We start from the raw sequence: 15,382 nt of genomic DNA, 5'->3' as shown, positions 1-15,382 counted from the left end.
GTCTTTTTTTTGTCGCCTCGATCCGGCTTCGGAGTAAGCTTCGCGCGCGACGTCCGCAGGCGTCCTTTACCAGGGGGAAACCAACCATGATTCGCAGCGCGCCGAGCCGGCGTCACGTCCTGAAACTCGCCGCCGCCGCGGCGGCGATCGCAGCCGGCCCGATTGGGCGCGCCAAGGCGAATGCGCTGGAGGGCTATTGGGTCACGGTGATTGGCGCAGGCTGCGCCGGTCTAGCCGCGGCCCGCGCTCTCGCCGACAAGGGCGCGACGGTCACCGTGCTGGAGGCGAAGCCGCACATCGGCGGCCGGCTTCTGACCGATTGGTCGATGGGCGCGCCGTTCGAGGTCGGCGCTGGGTGGATCCACGGCCCCGAAGGCGGCAATCCGGCGACCGAGTTGGCGCAGACTATCGGCGCGGAGCTGTTCGTGACCGACGACGACAATCTCGTCGTCTACGATCAGGCGGGGGCGCCGGTCCCCGATGCGGCGCTCTACCAGTTGGACGAGGATTACTGGGCGCTGTTGGAGAAGATCGACGAGACGCTGGAGACGCGCGATCGACGCAGCCTGCGGGATGCGATCGAGGACATCTCGCCGAACAGTCTGAAGGATCCGCTGATCCGCTGGGCGCTGAGCGCCTTCACCGAGTTCTCGACCGGCGGGCCGATCGAGAAGCTGAGCGCCACCCAGTTCGACGAGGACGACGTCTACCCGGGCGCGGACGTGATCCTGGCCGGCGGCTATGACAAGATCCTCGGCCCGCTCGCAGACGGGCTCGACATTCGGCTCAACACCAAGGTGACCGGCGTCGAATACGAAAAGGGGGAGGGCGCCTACATCTTTACCGACCAGGGGCGCTTCGAGGCGGACTTCGTCGTCTGCACCGCGCCGCTCGGCGTGCTGAAGGCCGGGACGATCGCCTTCGACCCGCCCTTGCCGAGCAGTCACCAGAAGCGCATCGACCGATTGCCGATGGGCAATGTCACCAAGGTCGCGCTCAAGTTCCCGACGGCCTTCTGGCCGGTCGACGTGCAGTATTTCGGCTTCATGGACGCGGTGAAGGGAAAATGGCCCTACTTCCTCAGCTACCGCACCTTCACCGACGCCAACATCCTGGTCGCGCTCAGCTTCGGCGACTACGCCGCGGTCGCGGAAGCGAAATCCGACGCCGAGATCTGGGCGGAGATCAAGCAGGTGATGAGCCGCGCCTGGCCCGGCGTGGTCGACCCGGAGCAGATGATCGTCACCCGCTGGAGCCAGGACCCGGAGACCTTGGGCGCCTACTCCTACACCGGCGTCGGCGTTTTCGAGGATGATTACGATGATTTGCGCGAGCCGATCGAGGACGTCGTCTTCCTCGCGGGCGAGCACACCTACTTCGACTTTCACGGCACCACCCACGGCGCTTATATGACCGGGCTGATGGCGGCGGAGGAGATCCTGGACCAGGTGTGAGCGCCGGCCCTAAAACTCGATTCGATAGCGGATGTGATTGTCGTCGCGCGCGAGCTTGTCGTAGAGCGTGCGCGCGGTCTTGTTGGAAATCTCCGTCATCCAATAGACGCGGTCGTATTTTTCGGCCTTGGCGGCCTCGATGATCGTCTCGATCAACGCGCGCCCGACGCCTTGGCCGCGGGCGTCCGGATCGACGTAGAGATCTTCGAGATACATGTCGCCGACCGCGCACCAGCTGCTGGGATGGGGCCAATGCAGCGCAAAGCCCGCCGCGCGGCCGCCCTGCGCCGGATCGCGGGCGATGTAGCAGCGGAAGATGTGCTCTGGATCAAGGATTCGTCGCCACGTGGCGCGGGTCACGCCGTCGGGCACATGGCTTTTGTAGAAGCGCACATAGGCGCCCCAAAGGCGGGTCCAATCGGCTTCGTCGGCGGCGGTCGCGTGGGTGATCTCAATCATGCGCCCGAAAATTCCACGCGCGACGCGATCGCGCAAGCTGTGAGGGCGGGCTCGAAAGGCGCGGCGGCGGACGCCCGCCCTCCGTCCCGGCCCTCCGTCCCGGCCCTGCGTCGCGGCCGTCGCGCCGCCGTCAGAAATACGGTCCGTGCCCTTCGATCCGATAGGCCTCCACCGCGGCGGGGGTTTGCTGCATCCCTCGAAGGTAGGACAGCAGGGTGGGGCGGATTGAGGGCGGGTCCGGAATCTCGAACTGCTCGCACCAACCGGCCAGCATCAGAAGGAAGTAGTCGGCCGCCGTCGGTCCCGATCCGACGAGAAACGGGCCGCCCGACGCCTTCAGATGCCGGTCGATATGGCCCAGCATGGAGCCGATGCGCGCCGCGCTCTCCGCCTTCACCTGTTTGATCCCGGCGGGGGTCGAAGCGTAGCGCCGCGCGTAATTGAAGACCATCAGGTCCGCCTGCAGCGTGTTGGTGAGATAGATCAGCCATTGCTGCGTCTGGGCGCGCTCTTTCGTCCCCGCGGCCGGCAGAAGGCCGCTCTCCGGGAAGTCCTCGGCGATCTTGAGGCAGAGCGCCGCCGCCTCGATCAGGGCGTAGCCGCCTTCCTCCGGATCGCCGACGAACATGGCGGGCACGCGGCCGTGCGGGCTGATCGCGCGGAAGGCCGCGGAATCGAGATCCCCCTTCGACTGGTCGACCAGCGCGAGCCGATGGGGCGCGCCCGCCTGCAGCAGGCACATGTGAGGGGCGAGGCTGGCGGTGTCGGGGTAATAGTAGAGCCTGTACATCGCGAAGCGGATCTCCCGGCGGAACGGCGCGAACCGGGGCCACGCTACCGCGCGCCCCGCGCCCTGAAAAGCGGGGCCGTCCGTCGCCCTGTCGGCTTGTTGACGGAAGGACCGCGGCGGCTATGCTCTCGCCCGAAAGTGTGGAGGCCGGCGGCGGGTCCGCGCCCGGAAACCGGCCCGGAGAGGATGCGGGCGATGGATTTCACCCTGAACGAGGACCAGACCGCGTTCCAGGATATGGCGCGGCGCTTCGCCGAAGACGCGATGGCCCCGCACGCCGCCGACTGGGACGAAAACAGCGTCTTCCCGGAAGAGACGCTGCGCGCGGGCGCGGCGCTGGGCTTCGGCGGGATCTACTGCTCCGGCGAGCACGGCGGCTCGGAGCTGACGCGCCTCGACGCCGCCATCATCTTTGAGGAGCTGGCCGCGGCCTGCCCCTCCACCGCCGCCTATATCTCGATCCACAACATGGCGGCCTGGATGATCGACAGCTTCGGGGACGACGGCGTGCGCGCCAAGTTCCTGCCGAAGCTGATGACGATGGAGTGGTTCGCCAGCTACTGCTTGACCGAACCCGGCGCCGGCTCCGACGCCGCCAGCCTGAAGACGCGCGCGGTGCGCGAGGGCGATCATTACGTGCTGAACGGCGCGAAGGCCTTCATCTCCGGCGGCGGGCGCTCGGACGTTTATGTCTGCATGGTGCGCACCGGCGACCAAGGGCCCGGAGGGATCACCTGCCTGGCGGTCGAAGCGGGAACGCCCGGCCTCTCCTTCGGCGGGCAGGAGCGCAAGCTGGGCTGGCATTCGCAGCCGACCTCGGCCGTGATCTTCGAAGAGTGCCGCGTGCCGGTCGAAAACCGGATCGGCGCGGAGGGCGAGGGCTTCAAGATCGCCATGAAGGGGCTGGACGGCGGGCGGATCAACATCGCGGCCTGTTCGCTGGGCGGCGCGCGCGCCGGTCTGGACGCCGGCCGCGCCTACATCAAGGAGCGTAAGCAGTTCGGCCGCGCGCTGGCGGAGTTCCAGGCCCTGCAGTTCAAATTGGCCGACATGGCGACCGAACTCGAAGCGTCGCGCCTGATGGTGCACAAGGCGGCCAGCCTCTTGGACGCCAAGGACCCGGGCGCGACCCAGGCCTGCGCGATGGCCAAGCGCTTCGCCACCGACGCCTGCTTCGCCATCGTCAACGAGGCCCTGCAGCTGCATGGCGGCTACGGCTACCTGCGCGATTTCCCGGTCGAGCGCTGGCTGCGCGATCTCCGCGTCCACCAGATCCTGGAGGGCACTAACGAGATCATGCGCCTCATCATCTCCCGCACCCTGTTGAAGGATTGATCCGCCCCATGAGCGACGAGGATAGCATCCTGTTCGAGCGCAAAGGCGACCTGGCCGTCGTCACCCTCAACCGGCCGAAGGCGCTGAACGCCCTCGATCTGGCGATGATCGAGAAGATGGACCCGCAGCTGAAGGCCTGGGAGGGCGACCCGGCCGTCGCCGCCGTGCTGATCAAGGGCGCGGGCGAGAAGGCCTTCTGCGCCGGCGGCGACGTGCGCGCCGTGTGGCAGGCGGGCAAAGACGGCGGCGAGCTGACCAAAACCTTCTTCTATGAGGAATACCGGCTCAACCGGCGCATCCATATGTTCCCGAAGCCCTACGTCGCGATCCTGGACGGGGTGACGATGGGCGGCGGCGTAGGGCTGTCGGTCCACGGCGATTTCCGGATCGCCACCGAAAAGCTGATGTTCGCCATGCCGGAGACGGGCATCGGCCTGTTTCCGGACGTCGGCGGGACGTGGTTCCTGAACAAATGCCCGGGCGAGACGGGCCTCTATCTGGCCCTGACGGGGGCGCGCATCGGCGCGGCCGACGCCGCGGCGCTTGGCCTCGCCACCCACGTCGTGCCCAGCGAGAAGACCGAGGCGCTGGAGGCGGCGCTGGCGGGAGCCGCGCTCGACGCCGATCCGCACGGCGGCGTCGCCCGCGCGGTCGAGCCGTTCGCCGTCCATGCGGGCGAGCCGACGCTCGCCCCGCACCGCGCCACGATCGACCGCTGCTTCGCCTACGACCGGCTTGAGGAGATCTTCGCCGCGCTCGAGGCCGACGGCTCCGTCTTCGCGGCCGAGACGCTGGCGACCCTGAAAAAGAAGTCGCCCGCCTCGATGAAGGTCACGCTGGCCCAGCTGCGCCGCGGCCGGGACATGGACTTCGATTCGGCGATGAAGATGGAGTATCGGCTGAGCCAGGGCTGCCTGCGCCCGGGTTCGGACTTCTACGAGGGCATTCGCGCGGTCCTGGTCGACAAGGATCACGCCCCGCAATGGCGCGCGGCGCGCCCCGAGGACGTGAGCGACGAGGAGGTCGAGGCCTATTTCGCGCCGGTCGCGCGGGAATTGCAGTTCGACTGAATGCGCCGGTAGAGTGCTGAAAAGACACGCAGGGAGGAGTTAACTCATGGCCGCAATCGCATTCATCGGCGTCGGCAATATGGGCGGGCCGATGGCGCGCAATTTGATCAAGGCGGGGCATGATCTGACGGTCTTCGACCTGTCGCAGGAGCTGCTCGACGCGATGGCGGAGGCGGGCGCGTCGATCGCCGGCAGCGCGGCCGAGGCGGTGCTCGACGTCGACGTCGTGATCACCATGCTGCCGGCCGGCCCGCATGTTAAATCGGTCTATGAGGGCGAAGTGTTAGGGCACGCCAAGCCGGACGCGCTCTTGATCGATTGTTCGACCATCGACGTCGAGACCGCGCGGGAGGTCGCCGCGACGGCGGCCGAGAAAGGCTTCGCGATGGTCGACGCGCCGGTCTCCGGCGGGGTCGGCGGCGCGGAGGCCGGGACGCTGACCTTCATGGTCGGCGGACCGGAGGAGGCCTACGAGGCCGCGCGCCCCTATCTCGAGGTGATGGGCAAGACGATCGTGCACACCGGCGGCTCCGGCAACGGCCAGGCGGCCAAGATGTGCAACAATATGATGCTGGGCATCCAGATGATCTCGGTCGCCGAGGCCTTCGTGCTGGCGGAGAAGTTGGGGCTCGATCACCAGAAGCTGTTCGACGTCTCCTCCAAGGCGTCGGGTCAGTGCTGGTCTCTGACCACCTACTGCCCGGTGCCCGGCCCGGTTCCGACCTCGCCCGCGAACCGCGACTACCAGCCGGGTTTCACGGCGGCGATGATGCTGAAGGACCTGAAGCTTTCGCAAGCCGCGGCTGAAAGTTTCGCCGCCGACACCCAGCTCGGACGGCGCGCCATGGCGATCTACGAGGCGTTCGCCGAGGGCGGGTCCGAAGGGGTCGATTTCTCCGGCGTCATCAACATGATCCGCGAGGCCAAGAGCTGAGCGGCGCCGCGCATTCGCAACTGGACAGTAAGCCTCTCTAGAGGCTAGTCTTTCCAAGCGTTTTCGGGGGGAAGGCGCATCGCGCGGCTCTGCGCGGTCGGTCGTTTGGCTTTTCCAGTTCGAGAGACACCATCCGTGAAAGACGACTATCTCACCGTCATCCGGCTTATCGAACGCCTGCACCGACAGTTTCTGGAGGTGATCAAGGGGGAGATCGATCGCCTGGGGATCCGCGACATCAACAACATTCAAGCGCTGATTCTTTACAACATCGGCGAGGATGAATTGACCGTGGGCGAGTTGACCCACCGCGGCTACTATCTCGGCTCCAACGTCTCCTACAACGTCCGCAAGATGGTCGAGAACGGCTATTTGATCCAGGAGCGCTCGACCCATGACCGCCGCTCGATTCGCGTGCGGCTGTCCGATAAGGGCTTGCAGGTCCGCGACAAGGTCGAGGAGATCTTGAACGAGCAAGCGGGCAAGCTGGGCGAGACCGGCATCAACGCCGAACAGCTCGAGTTCACCGGCCAGGTGCTGAACCGGCTGGAGCGCTTTCTTCTCCACACCTACGGCTACGGCCCGGTGCGCTGAGGGGCGGGCGACCGGCCCGCAGCGACGCTAAGGCCTCCTCCAGTCCGTCCCTGCGCGAGGGGAAAGCCCAACCCGCCGACCTGCTATGGCGTCGGCCCGGACTTCGTTTCGGGCTGACAGCGTCTCGCGCCCGACGGCGCGCGCCGCTTTTCCCCTGGGACGAGCCCGGGGTGACGGCGGACGGCCCTTGGCGGGGGCGCCGATCTTCAGATCGGGTGTCGTCCCGGCCGGAGCGCAACGCAGAGCCGGGCTCTCGACGGGCGGCGCGCCGGCAGCGAAATCACGGGTCGGCTTGACGGCCGCCCGGGGTGAGACCCGAGCCCTGTCCTCTTGCGCGGGAGGCGGGACGGGGCGGCGGCCGCGAGACCTCACCCCTTCATCCGCTCCGCCTTCGGATCGTACCAGGGGGCGAACTGCACCCGGACCGGATGCGCCTCGCAGGCGACCTCGACCTCCCAGCGTCCGCTGTCCAGCCAGTCCTTGGTGACGCCGGCCGGGTGATGGGCGTAGCCCATACCGAGCGACGCCCCGATCCGGTGCCCCCAGGCGCCGGATGTGACGGAGCCGACAATCTCGCCGTCGCGCAGGATCGGCTCCTCGTGATAGAGCAGGGGCGCCGCCTCGCTCTCGTCCTCAAGGCGCAATTGGATCAGGCGTTTCGGCCGAACGCCGCCTTCCTTCTGCTCCAGCAACGCATCTCGCCCGATGAATCCGCCTGGCTTGTCCCAGGCGACGGCGAAGCCGAGGCCGGCCTCCAGCGGCGTGTCCTCATCCGCGATGTCGTGCCCCCAATGGCGGAAGCCTTTTTCGACCCGACAGGCGTTCATGGCGTGAACGCCAGCGTGCCGCAGGCCGAAGTCCGCGCCGGCCTCGATCAGGCGGTCATACACATAGGCTGACAGCTCGGTCGGAACGTATAGCTCCCAGCCCAGCTCTCCGACATAGGAGACCCGACCGGCCTGAAGTTTGGCGTAGCCGATCTCGACGTCCTGCATGGATCCAAAGGGAAAGGCGTCGCGCGACCAATCGGCGTGCGGCGCCAGAGCGGCGAGCAGATCGCGGCTGTTCGGCCCCATCACCCCCAGCATCGGCAGGCCTGACGTGACGTCGGTTGCGAAGCAGTGCGCATCCTCGGGAATGTTGCGGGTCAGCCACGCGAAATCGCGAACCTGCGCGCCCGCGGCGGTGATCACCAGGAAGTCGGTCTCGCTTTGCCGGATGACGGTGAGGTCCGCTTCAATGCCGCCGCGCTCGTTCAGCCACTGAGTGTAGGTCAGCTTGCCGATAGGCCCGTCGATCTGATTGGCGCTGATCCGGTTCAGGACCGCGGCCGCGTCGCGGCCCTGGACGCGGAACTTGGCGAAGCTGGTCTGATCGTAAAGGGCGACGGCGTCCCGGGTCGCCTCGCATTCCGCTTGGGTGTGGGGGTGCCAGTTCTGGCGCCCGTAGCTGTAGTCATAGCGCTTTTCGACGCCGTCGGGCGCATACCAGTTGGGCCGCTCCCACCCCATCGTTTCGCCCATCACGGCGCCGGCGGCGAGGAACCGGTCGTGCAGCGGGCCCCGGCGCAGGTCGCGCGCCGTGCGCATCTGATAATGCGGCCAATGCATGGCGTAGAGCAGGCCCAGCGTCTCCGTCGTGCGGTCGCGCAGATAAGCCCGCGCGCTTTGCGCCGGATGCAGGCGGCGCACGTCGACGTCGGCAAGATCCATCGGCGGCCGTCGGTCGCGGATCCAATCCGCCAGCACGCGCCCCACGCCGCCGGCCGATTGGATGCCGATCGAATTGAAGCCGCAGGCGACGAACAGGTCGCGCACCTCCGGCGTCTCGCCCAGCAGATAGCGATCGTCGGGCGTGAAGCTTTCCGGCCCGTTAAAGAACAGCTGGACGCCCGACTCCGCCAGCATCGGGAAGCGCTTGACCGCCATCTCCAGGATCGGCTCGAAATGGTCGAAATCTTCAGGCAGCGCATCGAAGCAGAAGTCGGCCGGAACCCCCTCCATGCCCCAAGGCTTGGCCTCCGGCTCGAAGCAGCCGAGCAGCAGTTTGCCGGCGTCCTCCTTGTAGTAGGCGTGCTCGTCCGGGACGCGCATCACCGGCAGTTCGGGGGACAGGCCCTGCATCGGTTCGGTCACGATGTAGAAATGCTCGGCCGCATGCAGCGGCAGACTGACGCCGATCTCGCCGGCCAGCTCGCGCGACCACATGCCGCCGCAGATCACGACCGTGTCGGCCTTGATACGCCCGCGCTCGGTCTCGACGCCCACGGCGCGGCCGTCCTCAACCAGAATCTTGGTGACCAAGGTCTCTTCGAAGATCTTGGCGCCGCCTCGCCGCGCGCCTTTGGCGAGCGCGGTCGCCGTGTCGATCGGGTTGGTCTGGCCGTCCTTCGGCAGGAAGACGCCGCCGAGCGCGTCGTCGACGGATATGTGCGGGTACATCGAGGCGATCTCGTCCGGACCCAGCACTTCCACCTCAAGGCCGAAGTTGCGACCCATCGAGGCGCCGCGCTTCAACTCCTCGAAACGCGCGTCGGTGAGCGCCAACGCGATCGACCCGTGCTGCTTGAAGCCGGTCGCCTGGCCGGTCTCCGCCTCCAATCCGGCGAAAAGTTCGGAGGTGTACTTGGCGAGCTCCGTCATGTTGCGCGTGGCGCGCAGCTGGCCGACCAGACCGGCCGCGTGCCAAGTCGTCCCGCAGGTCAGCTGCTTGCGCTCCAGCAGCGCGACGTCGGTGATCCCGATCTTGGTCAGATGATAGGCGATCGAGCAGCCGGCGATTCCGCCGCCCACGATCACGACGTCGGCTTCGCTCGGCAAAGGCTTGCTCATACGCGCGTCTCCCAGGCGTTCACTGTCTATCCGTTCAGTCAATTTTTCATTGTAACGAGGCTGCAGTCGAGAGGCGAGGGGGAATCGCGCCCGCCGGCGCGCGCGCGTCGCGTAACCGTTGCGCAACGCAGCGGTAAGCGAACTGTCGCGCCGGCTAAACCGGGACGTCACGGAACGGCGCTACCTACCGTCGGTCGCCGGGCGTCACGCTTGCGCCCGCCGCCGAACGCTTCATCCGAGCCGGTCGTCAGGGGACGGCCGCCGGTTCAACGACAACATGGAGACTTTGCATGCGACGCAAGCTTCTTTCCGCCGCGATGGGCGCGGCGATGGCCGTCTCGGCCTTTTCCGCCGGCCCGGCCGCCGCCGAGCCCGTGGAGGTTCAGTTCTGGCACGCCATGGGCGGGCGCCTGGGCGAAGTGGTCAACGAACTGGCCGACCGGTTCAACGCCAGCCAGTCCGACTACAATCTGATCGCCACCTACAAAGGCGGTTACGAGGACACGATGACCGCCGGCATCGCCGCCTTCCGCGCCGATGAGCAGCCGCACGTCATCCAGATCTTCGACGCCGGCGCGGCGACGATCATCAACGCGCCCGGCGCGGTCTACCCGGTCGAGGATCTGCTGACCGAGTACGGCGTGGGCTTCGACATCGAGGACTACATCTCCGGCGTGCGCTACTTCTACGCCGACAGCGACGGCAAGATGATCGGCATGCCGTTCAACAGCTCCACCCCGCTGCTCTACTTCAACAAGGAGGCCCTGGCCGCCGCGGGCGTCGAGCCGCCGACCACCTGGGAGGAGTTCGAGGCGATCGCGCCGAAGCTCAAGGAGGCCGGCTACACCGCGCTGTCCCAGTCGCACAGCCCCTGGATTTGGTCGGAGAACTTCCACTCCCGCCACAATCTGCAGATGGCCACCGCCAATAACGGCTTCGACAGCACCGACGTCGAGATCCTGTACGACAACGAGGCCATGCGCATGCATTGGTCGAACGTGAAGGAGTGGCTGGACGCCGGCTACTACGGCTATTACGGCCGCGCCTGGGGCGACAACCAGGACGCCTTCGTGCAGCAGGAGACCGCCATGTGGCTCGGCTCCTCCGGCTCGTTCGGCGGCCTGTCGCAGAGCGCCGAGTTCGAGTTCGGCGCGACCTATCTGCCCTACTGGTCGTCGATCGTCGACAAGCCCTACGGCACCTTCATCGGCGGCGCGGCGCTGTTCACCATGTCCGGCCATTCGCCGGAGGAGTACGAGGGCGTCGCGGCCTTCTTCGAGTTCCTGACGAACCCGGAGATCCAGTACTTCTGGCACCGCGAGACGGGCTACGTTCCGATCACCGAGGCGTCCTACGAGTTGGCCAAGGAAGACGGCTACTACGAGCGCACGCCGGACGCCGAGGTCGGCATTCTGCAGCTGATGCAGCCGGCCGGCGAGTGGACCCGCGGCTACCGCCTCGGCTACTACGTCCAGATCCGCGAGGTCATGTACAAGTACTACGACCAGATGCTCTCGGGCGACGCGTCGATCGAGGAGGGCTTCGACCGCATCGAGGCCGAAGCGAACCAACTGCTCGATCGGTTCCACGACACCTACTCGGGCTGATCCAGGCCTGACGCGCCGCGCGCAGCGGCGGTCGGGGAGGGGGGACCCTCGCCGGCCGCCGCCGTGCGGGCGCCGAGAAGCGGTCCCCTCATGAAACGCACCCAGTTCCAGAACTCGCCGATCCCTTATCTGTTCGTTGCGCCGCAGATCGCGATCATCGCGATCTTCTTTCTGTGGCCGGCGGCGCAGGCGGTCTATCAGTCCTTCTTGCTCGAGGACGCTTTCGGGCTGTCCAGCCGGTTCGTCTGGTTCCGCAATTACGAGGACACGATCTTCAACAGCGTCTGGCTGGAGACGGCGGGGTTCACCATCGTCTTTTCTGCGCTGGTCAGCTTCTTCTCGCTGGCGATCGCGTTGATCCTGGCGGTCCGCGCCAACGAGGTCCTGCATGGCGCGGGGCCATACAAAACGCTGTTGATCTGGGCCTACGCGGTCGCGCCGCCGGTGGCGGGGCTGATCGGCAACCTGCTGTTCAATCCGCTGATCGGCGACATGTTCCAACTGCTCAACGCGACCGGCTGGGACTTCAACCACAATCAAGACGGCTCGGACGCGGCCTTCATGGTGATCCTGATCGCCGTGTGGAAGCAGGTCAGCGTCAACTTCATCTTCTTCCTGGCCGGCTTGCAGGGCATCCCGAAGTCGGTACAGGAGGCCGCGCGCCTCGACTGCAAGAGCGCGGAGCGCCGCTTCTGGACGATCACCTTTCCGCTTCTCGCGCCCACCAGCTTCTTCCTGCTGGTGATCAACGTCACCTACGCCTTCTTCGAGACCTTCGGCATCATCGACGTCACCACCCGCGGCGGCCCCGGCGGGGCGACCGACACGTTGGTCTACAAGGTCTATGTCGACGGCTTCCTGGGGGCCGACCTGGGCGGCAGCTCGGCGCAGTCGGTCGTCCTGTTGCTGATGGTCCTCGCGCTGACGGTCTTCCAATTCAAATTCATCGAAAGAAAGGTGCATTACTAATGGCTGTCGACGCCGCCGACGCCCGGGCCGCCGAGCCCGCCCGCGCCAAGCGCAAGCGCCGCCGTCCGATCGACTGGCGCCAGGTCACCTCGCATCTGATCCTGATCGCGGGCGCGGCGTTCCTGATCGCGCCCCTGTGGGTCGCCTTCATGAGCTCGACCCATTCGGCGGAGACGCTGTTCCGCGAGGGCCTGCAGCTCTGGATCGGCGATCATTTTTGGGAGACCTACTCGGCCGTGATGTTCGAGACCGGCGGGGTGACTAAGAACTCCACCGCCCTCACCATGCTGTGGAACAGCACCGTGCTCGGCCTCGGCTTCGCGGTGGGCAAGATCGTGATTTCGATGATGGCCGCCTACGCCATCGTCTATTTCCGCTTTCCGCTGGCGGAGTTCTTTTTCTGGATGATCTTCCTGACGCTGCTGCTGCCGCTGGAAGTGCGCATCGTGCCCTCCTACGAGGTGGTCGCGAAGCTCGGCATGCTGAACAGCTACACCGGCCTGATCGTGCCGCTGATCGCGTCGGCGACCGGAACCTTCTTCTTCCGGCAGTTCTACAAATCGGTGCCGGACGAGCTGCTGGAGGCCGCGCGCCTGGACGGGGCGGGCACGGTGCGCTTCTTCATAGACATCCTGGTCCCGCTGTCGCGCACCATGATCGCCGCGATCTTCATCATCATGTTCGTGGTCGGCTGGAACCAATATCTCTGGCCGCTGATCATGACCACCGACGACCAGCTCTACACCATCGTCATCGGCATCAAGCAGGCCTACCAGATCCTGTCCGAGGGCGGCGAGCTGCCGCAGTTCCAAGAGGCTTTCGCGCTCACCATCCTGGCGATTCTGCCGCCCGTGGCGGTGGTGATCGTATTTCAGCGCTGGTTCGTCAAAGGCCTGCTCGAAAGCGAAAAATAGGAAAAGGGAGGGGGTCGACCGTCATGGCCGAAATTCGCATCGACGGCGTACATAAACGCTATCCGAACGGCGCGCATGCGGTGCGCGGCGTCGACGTCGCGATCGAGGAAGGCGAGTTCGTGGTGCTCCTCGGCCCCTCCGGATGCGGCAAGTCGACCTTGTTGCGCATGGTGGCCGGTCTCGAGGAGGTCACCGAGGGCGAGATCGCGATCGCCGACCGGGTCGTGAACGACGTCTCTCCCGCCGATCGCGACATCGCGATGGTGTTCCAGAACTACGCGCTCTACCCGCATATGAGCGTCTACAAGAACATGGCCTACGGTCTGATGAATCGCGGCTTCCCCAAGGAGGAGATCCGCGAGAAGGTGCGCAAGGCGGCGGAGCTCCTGCAATTGGAGGAGTATCTCGAGCGCCGACCGCATCAGTTGTCCGGCGGGCAGCGCCAACGCGTCGCCATGGGCCGCGCCATCGTCCGCGAGCCGAAGGCGTTTCTGTTCGACGAGCCGCTCTCGAATCTCGACGCCAAGCTGCGCGTCCACATGCGGGTCGAGATCAAACAGCTGCAACGCCGCCTCGGCGTGACCTCGCTGTACGTCACGCACGATCAAGTGGAGGCGATGACGCTCGCCGATCGTCTGATCGTCATGAACGGCGGGGTCGCGGAGCAGATCGGCCCGCCGCTGGCGGTCTACGGCCGGCCGGCCAGCACCTTCGTGGCGACCTTCATCGGATCGCCCGCGATGACCTTGATGCAGGGTCGCGTCGAGAGCGGCGCGGTGACGCTGGACGGCGGCGAGGGACGCGCCGCGCCCGGCGCGATCGATCTGCCCGACGGCGCCGTCACCGTCGGCGTGCGGCCGGAGGATCTGCGCGTCGCCGATGACGGGTGGATTTTCGGCGACGTGGAGCTGGCGGAGCATCTCGGCGCCGATCAGGTGCTCCACGTCGCGCTGAAAGGGCAGGATCAACGCCTGACCGCACGCTTCGCCGGGGCGTGCGACGTGCCGTCCCGCGGCCCGATCCGGCTGAGCGCGCCGGCTGAAGCGCTGCATCTGTTCGATCCGCAGACCGGGCGGCGGCTCGGGTCCTAAGACGGCGGGCGGCGCCGCTTACTGCGCCGGCGTCTCAGGCGGAAAGATCGTATCGTCCATGCCGATATTGGTCGGCGTCAGGTCGCCCACGGTCAGCAGCAATTGATAGGCGGAAAGCCGCGCTTGGGTCTCCAGCGCGACGAGCTGGCGCTGGCGCAGAAAGAGCTCGATCTCGGTATCGAGCAGCACGAGTTGCGTCTCCCGGCCCGCTTCGACCAGTTCGCGGCGCGCGGCGACCGCCTCCTCCGTGATCTCCAGAAGCTGGGAGCCGGTGTCGATCGCCTCGCGATTGAGCCGCAGCGTGTTCCAGGCGCGCTTTACCCGCTCGACGATGGTGCGGTGGGTCAACAGATTGCGGTCCTGGGCCGCCGACTTCTGAAAAGCGGCGGCGTCGGAGGCGGAGCCGGTGGCGAAGCCGTCGAACAGTTGCCAGGTGCCGCGGACCACGACCGAGAGATCGCGGCGGATCCCGCGGGTCGCGTCGACATTGTTCTCCCAATTGGCGGACCCGACGACGTCGAGGTCCGGGTACCAGCCCGATTCCGCCTGGCGACGGCTTTCGCCGGCGCGGTCGACCTGGACGGCGGCGGCCTCGATGTTGGGATTGCGGCTCAGCGCTTGGTCGAGCGCGCGCTCCAGGTCGATCGGCAGGCGGTCTCGCACCGCCGGCGGCGCCGTCATGCGCTGATAGTCCGGGGGCTCGCCGAAGACCCGTTCGTACTCCGCCTCGGCGTTCACCAACTCGGTCTTCAACAGGATCTGCTCGTTGATCGTGTTCTGCAGCCGGCCTTCCGCCAACAGACTGTCGATGGCCAAGCCGGAGCCCTGATCGACCAGTTGGCGCTGGAGATCGGCCTGCTGGCGGATGGCGTCGATCTGGCGGTCCAGAATCCCCAACTGTCGGTTGATCTGCAGAACCCGCCAATAGACGGACAGCGCCTCGAAGATCACCCGCTGGCGGACCGCGCGAACGTTCAACTCGGCGATGCGGGCGTCGGCCCTGGCGATCTCGCGGCCGGCGTCCTTGGCGTATCCGTCGAACAGGTTGTAGCGCATCTCAATCGTCACCTTCTCGCGGGCGAGACTTGAGTCCTCCGCCGGCGGATCGGCGCGGCGGGTCGGATTGTCGATTCGCTCATAGCCCTTGTCGCCGGTGATCGAGACCTGCGGGAGGAACGGCGCCTCCGCTTGGCTTATGCGCTTTTGGGCGGCGCGCCAGTCGTTGGCGGCGGCGCGGATTTCGGGATGGGAGTCAAGAACGCGGGCGAGTTCCAGATCCAGCGGTCGCGCGATCGCGGACCCTGTCGCCAACAGACAAAATGCGATCGCCGACG

General features: G+C 66.6%; 13 protein-coding genes. 9 read left to right on the top strand and 4 right to left on the bottom strand.

Annotation, left to right across the window (positions count from 1 at the left end; translation table 11 throughout):
• Positions 1-86: 86 nt before the first annotated feature.
• Positions 87-1,454: an FAD-dependent oxidoreductase gene (locus RIB45_RS13080; RefSeq protein WP_350050772.1), complete on the top strand. Its 1,368-nt coding sequence runs from the start codon at positions 87-89 to the stop codon at positions 1,452-1,454.
• A gap of 9 nt (positions 1,455-1,463) precedes the next feature.
• On the opposite strand, the gene RIB45_RS13075 is transcribed toward RIB45_RS13080, so the two are convergent.
• Both RIB45_RS13075 and RIB45_RS13070 read right to left on the bottom strand, forming a co-directional pair.
• Positions 1,464-1,913, bottom strand: coding sequence for a GNAT family N-acetyltransferase (locus RIB45_RS13075; protein WP_350050771.1), 450 nt, complete (start codon positions 1,911-1,913; stop codon positions 1,464-1,466).
• 130 nt (positions 1,914-2,043) lie between these two features.
• A complete protein-coding gene (locus tag RIB45_RS13070; protein ID WP_350050770.1) occupies positions 2,044-2,703 on the bottom strand; it encodes a glutathione S-transferase family protein in 660 nt (219 codons plus the stop codon).
• 195 nt (positions 2,704-2,898) lie between these two features.
• Here RIB45_RS13070 and RIB45_RS13065 point away from each other — a divergent pair, with 195 nt between their 5' ends.
• The 4 genes from RIB45_RS13065 to RIB45_RS13050 all read left to right on the top strand — a co-directional run bounded on the left by RIB45_RS13065 (position 2,899) and on the right by RIB45_RS13050 (position 6,636).
• The gene (locus RIB45_RS13065; RefSeq protein WP_350050769.1) at positions 2,899-4,038 is read left to right on the top strand and encodes an isobutyryl-CoA dehydrogenase; all 1,140 of its coding nucleotides are present in this window, start codon (positions 2,899-2,901) and stop codon (positions 4,036-4,038) included.
• 8 nt (positions 4,039-4,046) lie between these two features.
• Entirely contained in the window at positions 4,047-5,108 is a 1,062-nt protein-coding gene (locus RIB45_RS13060) for an enoyl-CoA hydratase/isomerase family protein (RefSeq protein ID WP_350050768.1), read from the top strand.
• A 46-nt stretch (positions 5,109-5,154) separates the two neighbouring features.
• Positions 5,155-6,042, top strand: a complete 888-nt coding sequence (mmsB, locus tag RIB45_RS13055) for a 3-hydroxyisobutyrate dehydrogenase (RefSeq protein ID WP_350050767.1) — start codon at positions 5,155-5,157, stop codon at positions 6,040-6,042.
• A gap of 135 nt (positions 6,043-6,177) precedes the next feature.
• Positions 6,178-6,636, top strand: coding sequence for a MarR family winged helix-turn-helix transcriptional regulator (locus RIB45_RS13050; protein ID WP_350050766.1), 459 nt, complete (start codon positions 6,178-6,180; stop codon positions 6,634-6,636).
• Positions 6,637-7,004: 368 nt separating this feature from the next.
• On the opposite strand, the gene RIB45_RS13045 is transcribed toward RIB45_RS13050, so the two are convergent.
• Entirely contained in the window at positions 7,005-9,467 is a 2,463-nt protein-coding gene (locus RIB45_RS13045) for a GcvT family protein (RefSeq protein ID WP_350050765.1), read from the bottom strand.
• 290 nt (positions 9,468-9,757) lie between these two features.
• On the opposite strand from RIB45_RS13045, the gene RIB45_RS13040 reads away from it, so the two are divergent.
• From RIB45_RS13040 to ugpC, 4 genes are all read left to right on the top strand, one after another.
• Positions 9,758-11,074, top strand: a complete 1,317-nt coding sequence (locus tag RIB45_RS13040; RefSeq protein ID WP_350050764.1) for an extracellular solute-binding protein — start codon at positions 9,758-9,760, stop codon at positions 11,072-11,074.
• A 90-nt stretch (positions 11,075-11,164) separates the two neighbouring features.
• A complete protein-coding gene (locus RIB45_RS13035) occupies positions 11,165-12,043 on the top strand; it encodes an ABC transporter permease subunit (protein ID WP_350050763.1) in 879 nt (292 codons plus the stop codon).
• Entirely contained in the window at positions 12,043-12,957 is a 915-nt protein-coding gene (gene ugpE, locus RIB45_RS13030) for a sn-glycerol-3-phosphate ABC transporter permease UgpE (RefSeq protein ID WP_350050762.1), read from the top strand. The genes RIB45_RS13035 and ugpE overlap by 1 nt, the downstream gene beginning before the upstream one ends.
• Before the next feature lie 23 nt (positions 12,958-12,980).
• Entirely contained in the window at positions 12,981-14,048 is a 1,068-nt protein-coding gene (gene ugpC, locus RIB45_RS13025) for a sn-glycerol-3-phosphate ABC transporter ATP-binding protein UgpC (protein WP_350050761.1), read from the top strand.
• A gap of 18 nt (positions 14,049-14,066) precedes the next feature.
• Here ugpC and RIB45_RS13020 read toward each other — a convergent pair whose 3' ends face one another.
• The gene (locus RIB45_RS13020) at positions 14,067-15,359 is read right to left on the bottom strand and encodes a TolC family protein (RefSeq protein WP_350050759.1); all 1,293 of its coding nucleotides are present in this window, start codon (positions 15,357-15,359) and stop codon (positions 14,067-14,069) included.
• Positions 15,360-15,382: the final 23 nt, after the last annotated feature.

The sequence above is a fragment of the Marivibrio sp. genome, from assembly GCF_040218065.1.
Taxonomy (GTDB): domain Bacteria; phylum Pseudomonadota; class Alphaproteobacteria; order UBA8366; family Aestuariispiraceae; genus Marivibrio.
Note: the sequence above shows the minus strand (reverse complement) of the source record. Positions and strands in the feature narration are given on the sequence as shown.